Annotated in this window: 6 protein-coding genes and 1 pseudogene; all 7 read left to right on the plus strand. The window is 64.5% G+C overall.

All coding sequences use genetic code 11. The annotated features are described in order from the left end of the window. Positions 1–313 (plus strand): annotated as a pseudogene (locus tag EN745_RS29560) (cysteine--tRNA ligase); the annotation flags it as partial. 178 nt (positions 314–491) lie between these two features. Continuing rightward, complete coding sequence (locus EN745_RS29570; protein WP_127422876.1) at positions 492–899, plus strand: DUF559 domain-containing protein; 408 nt, start codon at positions 492–494, stop codon at positions 897–899. Beyond that, a complete protein-coding gene (locus EN745_RS29575; RefSeq protein ID WP_126055690.1) occupies positions 896–1282 on the plus strand; it encodes a VOC family protein in 387 nt (128 codons plus the stop codon). Before EN745_RS29570 ends, EN745_RS29575 begins: the two co-directional genes overlap by 4 nt. A gap of 6 nt (positions 1283–1288) precedes the next feature. After that, on the plus strand, positions 1289–1780 hold the full coding sequence (locus EN745_RS29580) for a GFA family protein (protein WP_127422877.1): 492 nt from the start codon (positions 1289–1291) through the stop codon (positions 1778–1780). Continuing rightward, positions 1777–2253, plus strand: coding sequence for a GFA family protein (locus EN745_RS29585; protein ID WP_126055688.1), 477 nt, complete (start codon positions 1777–1779; stop codon positions 2251–2253). Before EN745_RS29580 ends, EN745_RS29585 begins: the two co-directional genes overlap by 4 nt. A gap of 5 nt (positions 2254–2258) precedes the next feature. After that, complete coding sequence (gene pip, locus EN745_RS29590) at positions 2259–3218, plus strand: prolyl aminopeptidase (protein ID WP_127422878.1); 960 nt, start codon at positions 2259–2261, stop codon at positions 3216–3218. A 187-nt stretch (positions 3219–3405) separates the two neighbouring features. Then, on the plus strand, positions 3406–5022 hold the full coding sequence (gene cimA / locus EN745_RS29600; protein WP_127422879.1) for a citramalate synthase: 1617 nt from the start codon (positions 3406–3408) through the stop codon (positions 5020–5022). The last annotated feature ends 120 nt before the right edge of the window (positions 5023–5142 follow it).

Genomic DNA, 5142 nt, shown 5'->3' on the forward strand with positions numbered 1-5142 from the left:
GTCCGACGATCTCGCCACCTATGCCGCCTTCCAGCAGTTGACGCTGCTTGCCGGCGAGGCCGCGGAAGGCAACGCCGCCGCCGCGTCGCTGAAGGCCGCGCTTGCCTTCCTCGGCTTCGATGTCGGCACGGCCGAGGTGGACGAGGCGGCCATCGCCAAGGCCATCGCCAAACGTCTGGCGCTTATCGCCGAGAAGAACTGGCCCGAGGCCGATCGCATTCGCGACGAGCTTCTGGCGCAAGGCGTGCAGCTGAAAGACGGCAAGGATCCTGTCACCGGCGAGCGTATCACCACCTGGGAGGTGAAGCGGTGAGGGTGGCGCCAAGCACCCCCCTCTGCCCTGCCGGGCATCTCCCCCTCAAGGGGGGAGATTGGCAGCTCCGCCGACGGCGTTCGTCTTGCGAGGTGGGTGATTGGCGAAAGCAGGGGCGAGATCTGATCTCTCCCCTTGAGGGGGAGATGTCCGGCAGGACAGAGGGGGGTGCCTCGCGATGACCCATTATCGCGTATCTCCCATCAATCGCGGCAATGCGCGCGAGATGCGCAAGCAGATGACAGATGCCGAACTCAAGCTTTGGAATGAGATACGCGCACACCGACTCATGGGGCTGGCGTTCCGCCTTCAGATGCCGATAGCTGGCTACATCGTCGATTTTGCATGTCCAACCAAAAAGTTGATCGTTGAGCTGGATGGCTCCCAACACGCTTCACATGAAGTTTCCGCATCTGACGCAGCAAGAACAGCCAGGCTTGAAGCGCCCGGCTGGACCATCCTGCGCTTCTGGAACGACGACGTCATCCGCGATATCGACAATGTCTGCCAGCACATCGTGATCGAGGCTGGCCTCGCCGGCGCCGATAGGCCGGCACGCGAACCAGCAAGGGAGGCAGTTTTATGATCGACCATCTCGGCATCACCGTTTCCGATTTCGACGCCTCGAAGGCCTTTTACGACAAGGCGATGGCGCCGCTCGGCGCTTCGCTGCTTTACATGGTGCCCACAGAATACACCGGCGGCGCCAAGGTCGGGGGTTATGGCCGCGACCGGCCGGTGTTCTGGCTGAGCTCGGGCAAGGACAAGCCGAAGGATCACCAGCATGTGGCCTTCACTGCGCGCAGCCGCGCCGAGGTCGATGCCTTCCATGCCGCGGCCCTTGCCGCCGGCGGCAGGGACAATGGCGGACCGGGGCTCCGCCCGCATTATCATCCGAACTACTACGGCGCCTTCGTCTTCGATCCCGACGGCAACAATGTAGAGGCGGTCTGCCATGATCCGGAGTGATCAGTCATGAGTCTCGACAACCGGCCGGTCTATACGGGCGGCTGCCAGTGCGGCGCGGTGCGCTTCCATGTCGAAGGCGCGCTCGGCGATGCCTCGATCTGCCACTGCCGCATGTGCCAGAAGGCAAGCGGCAATTTCTATCTGCCGCTGGTCTCGGTGCGCGGCGCCAAGGTCGAATGGACGCGCGGCGAGCCCAAGCGCTTTCGTTCTTCCAGCGCGGCATGGCGCGGCTTCTGCGCGGAGTGCGGCACACCGCTGACCTTCGAGGCGCCCGACGGCATGGCGCTGGCGATTGCCGCCTTCGACGATCCGGCCGGCATCGCGCCCACCATCCAGTGGGGCACCGAGGCGAAGTTGCCTTACGTCGATTCCGTCCCGCAATTGCCGGGTGAGGAGACAATGGCCGACATCGGCTCGGCGCCTTATCTGGCCGAGCTCGTCTCCTATCAGCACCCCGACCACGACACCGACCAATGGCCGCCGGAGGAAAGACCATGACCGATCAAGTTCGAACTGGCGGCTGCCAATGCGGCGCCGTGCGCTTCCGCATCAACGGCAAGCTAGGGCGCCCGTCAATCTGCCATTGCCGCATGTGCCAGAAACAGTTCGGCAATTTCTTCGGAGCGCTGGTGACGGTGCCGAAGGACGGCGTCGAATGGACCCACGAGGAGCCGAGCTATTTCCAGTCCTCGGTCAACATCGATCGCGGCTTCTGCCGCCGCTGCGGCACGCCGCTGACCTATCGCCAGCCCGGCGCGCTGGAGATCGCCATCGGCGCCTTCGACGACCGCTCGGACCTCGCGCCGCTGATCCAGGTCAACTACGCCGTCCGCTTGCCCTGGGTGGAAAAGATATTCGAGGCGCCGGTCCTCGACGACCCCGACTTCTATCGACGGCAGGAGCAGATCATCTCCTTCCAGCATCCCGATCACGAGACGGCCAACTGGCCGCAGCAGGGCTTGAAACTATGACAGTCATGAGTGGTGGCTTGCGTACGCTCTATCCCGAGATCGAGCCGTTCGAGACCGGCATGCTCGATGTCGGCGACGGTCATAGGGTCTATTGGGAGCGCTCCGGCACCAGGGGCGCCAAGCCCGCCGTGTTCCTGCACGGCGGTCCGGGGGGCACCATCTCGCCGAAACACCGGCGGCTGTTCGATCCGAAGCTCTACGACGTCATCCTGTTCGACCAGCGCGGCTGCGGGAAGTCGACGCCCAACGCTTCGCTCGAGGCCAACACCACCTGGCAGCTGGTCGCCGACATCGAGCGGCTGCGCGAGATGGCGGGCTTCGACAAATGGCTGGTCTTCGGCGGCTCCTGGGGTTCGACCCTGGCGCTCGCCTATGCCGAAACGCACCCCGAGCGAGTGAGCGAACTCGTCGTGCGCGGCATCTACACGCTGACCCGCGCCGAGCTCGAATGGTACTATCAGTTCGGCGTCTCCGAGATGTTCCCCGACAAGTGGGAGCGCTTCCTGGCGCCGATCCCGGAAGCGGAGCGCGGCGACATGATGGCCGCCTACCGCAAGCGGCTGGTGGGCAGCGACCGCAAGGCACAGGTCGAGGCAGCCCTTGCCTGGAGCCTGTGGGAGGGCGAGACGATCACGCTCTTGCCGGAGCCTGAAACCAGCGGCAAGTTCGGCGAGGACGACTTTGCCGTCGCCTTCGCCCGCATCGAGAACCACTATTTCGTCCATGCCGGCTGGCTCGAGGAGGGGCAGTTGCTGCGCGACGCTTGGAAGCTGAAGGACATCCCTGGCACCATCGTTCACGGCCGTTACGACATGCCGTGCCCGGCGCGCTACGCCTGGGCGCTGCACAAGGCCTGGCCGAAGGCGGATTTCCACCTCATCGAGGGCGCCGGCCATGCCTATTCGGAACCAGGGATCCTGGACCGGCTGATCCGGGCGACAGATGGGTTTGCGGGGAAAAAATGACAGCCCGCAGCACCCCCCTCTGTCCTGCCGGACATCTCCCCCTCAAGGGGGGAGATTGGCCTTCGTCGCGGCTTTCGCAAATTTTCAACGCTGCAGGTTGTGGCGCGGCATTCGAACTGCTGATCTCCCCCCTTGAGGGGGAGATGCCCGGCAGGGCAGAGGGGGGTGTTCAAGCGCCCACAGAACGATGACAAAGCAACGCCTCTACCTCTTCGACACCACCCTTCGCGACGGCCAGCAGACGCCGGGTATCGACTTTTCCGTCGAGGACAAGATCGCCATCGCCAAATTGCTGGACGAGTTCGGCATCGACTATGTCGAGGGCGGCTATCCCGGCGCCAACCCGACCGACACCGCCTTCTTCCAGGAGAACCGCACGGCCAAGGCAAAATTCGTCGCTTTCGGCATGACCAAGCGGGCAGGTGTCTCGGCCTCCAACGATCCGGGGCTGGCGGCGCTCGTGCAGTCGAAATCGGATGCCATCTGCTTCGTCGCCAAGAGCTGGGACTATCATGTGCGTGTCGCTCTCGCCTGCACCAATGAGGAGAACCTCGACTCGATCAAGGTTTCGGTCGAGGCGGCGGTGGCTGCCGGCAAGGAAGCCATGGTCGACTGCGAGCATTTCTTCGACGGCTTCAAGGCCAATCCGTCTTACGCCCTGGCCTGCGCGAGAACCGCCTACGATGCCGGCGCGCGCTGGGTGGTGCTGTGCGACACCAATGGCGGCACGCAGCCGTCGGAAGTGCGCGCCATTGTCGAGACGGTGATCGCCGGCGGCATTCCGGGCGACCATCTCGGCATCCACGCCCACGACGACACGGGGCAGGCGGTGGCCAATTCGCTGGCCGCCGTCGAGGCCGGCGTGCGCCAGATCCAGGGCACGCTGAACGGCATCGGCGAGCGCTGCGGCAACGCCAACCTGATCTCCATCATCCCGACGCTGGCGCTGAAGCCGGCCTTCGCCGATCGTTTCGAGACCGGCATTTCGACTGAAGCGCTGACCGGCATTTCGAGGCTCTCGCGGGCCTTCGACGAATTGCTCAACCGCGCCCCGGAAGCGCAGGCGCCCTATGTCGGCGCCTCCGCCTTCGCCACCAAGGCCGGCATTCATGCCTCGGCGCTCGCCAAGGAGCCGGCGACTTACGAGCACGTGCCCCCGGAAGCCGTCGGCAACCGCCGCCGCGTCATGGTCTCCGACCAGGGCGGCAAGGCCAATTTCCTCGCCGAGCTGAAGCGGCGCGGCATCGACGTGCCGAAGGATGACCATCGGCTCGATGCGCTGATCGCCGTTGTCAAGGAGCGCGAGGCGGAGGGCTATGCCTATGAGGGCGCCGACGCCTCCTTCGAGCTGCTCGCTCGCAAGATGCTGCACGGCCTGCCGGAGTTCTTCAATGTCACCTCCTTCCGCTGCATGGTCGAGCGTCGCTTCGACGCCAACGGCCAGTTGAAGACGGTGTCGGAGGCGATCGTCAAGGTGATGGTCGATGGCGAGGAGAAGATGTCGGTCGCCGAGGGCCATGGCCCGGTCAATGCGCTCGACATCGCGCTCAGGAAGGACCTCGGCAAGTACCAGAACGAGATCGGCGACCTCGAGCTTGCCGACTTCAAGGTGCGTATCCTCAATGGCGGCACCGAAGCGATCACGCGCGTGCTGATCGAATCGCACGATTCCAGCGGCGCCCGCTGGTGGACGGTCGGCGTGTCGGAAAACATCATCGACGCCTCCTTCCAGGCGCTGATGGATTCGATCATCTACAAGCTGATGAAGAACCGCGACATGGCGGGGCTGGTGGCGGCGGAGTAGGCGCTTGGGCTCTTCGATCAGCTGGTTTGGCTTCCGGGGCTACGGGATCAAGGAAGCCGCGGCCTTGTTCGGCAGGGAAGTCGGCGGTTCATCGGACGATTTCGATTCGCCGGTGAATGC

The organism is Mesorhizobium sp. M4A.F.Ca.ET.022.05.2.1 (genome assembly GCF_003998845.1).
In the GTDB taxonomy this organism is placed as follows: domain Bacteria; phylum Pseudomonadota; class Alphaproteobacteria; order Rhizobiales; family Rhizobiaceae; genus Mesorhizobium.

Bases quoted from the DNA above. Each gene is read 5' to 3' on its own strand.
- EN745_RS29580 (WP_127422877.1), top strand. From the start codon at position 1,289: ATGAGTCTCGACAACCGGCCGGTCTATACGGGCGGCTGCCAGTGCGGC.
- cimA (WP_127422879.1), top strand. From the start codon at position 3,406: ATGACAAAGCAACGCCTCTACCTCTTCGACACCACCCTTCGCGACGGC.
- pip (WP_127422878.1), top strand. From the start codon at position 2,259: ATGAGTGGTGGCTTGCGTACGCTCTATCCCGAGATCGAGCCGTTCGAG.
- EN745_RS29575 (WP_126055690.1), top strand. From the start codon at position 896: ATGATCGACCATCTCGGCATCACCGTTTCCGATTTCGACGCCTCGAAG.
- EN745_RS29570 (WP_127422876.1), top strand. From the start codon at position 492: ATGACCCATTATCGCGTATCTCCCATCAATCGCGGCAATGCGCGCGAG.
- EN745_RS29585 (WP_126055688.1), top strand. From the start codon at position 1,777: ATGACCGATCAAGTTCGAACTGGCGGCTGCCAATGCGGCGCCGTGCGC.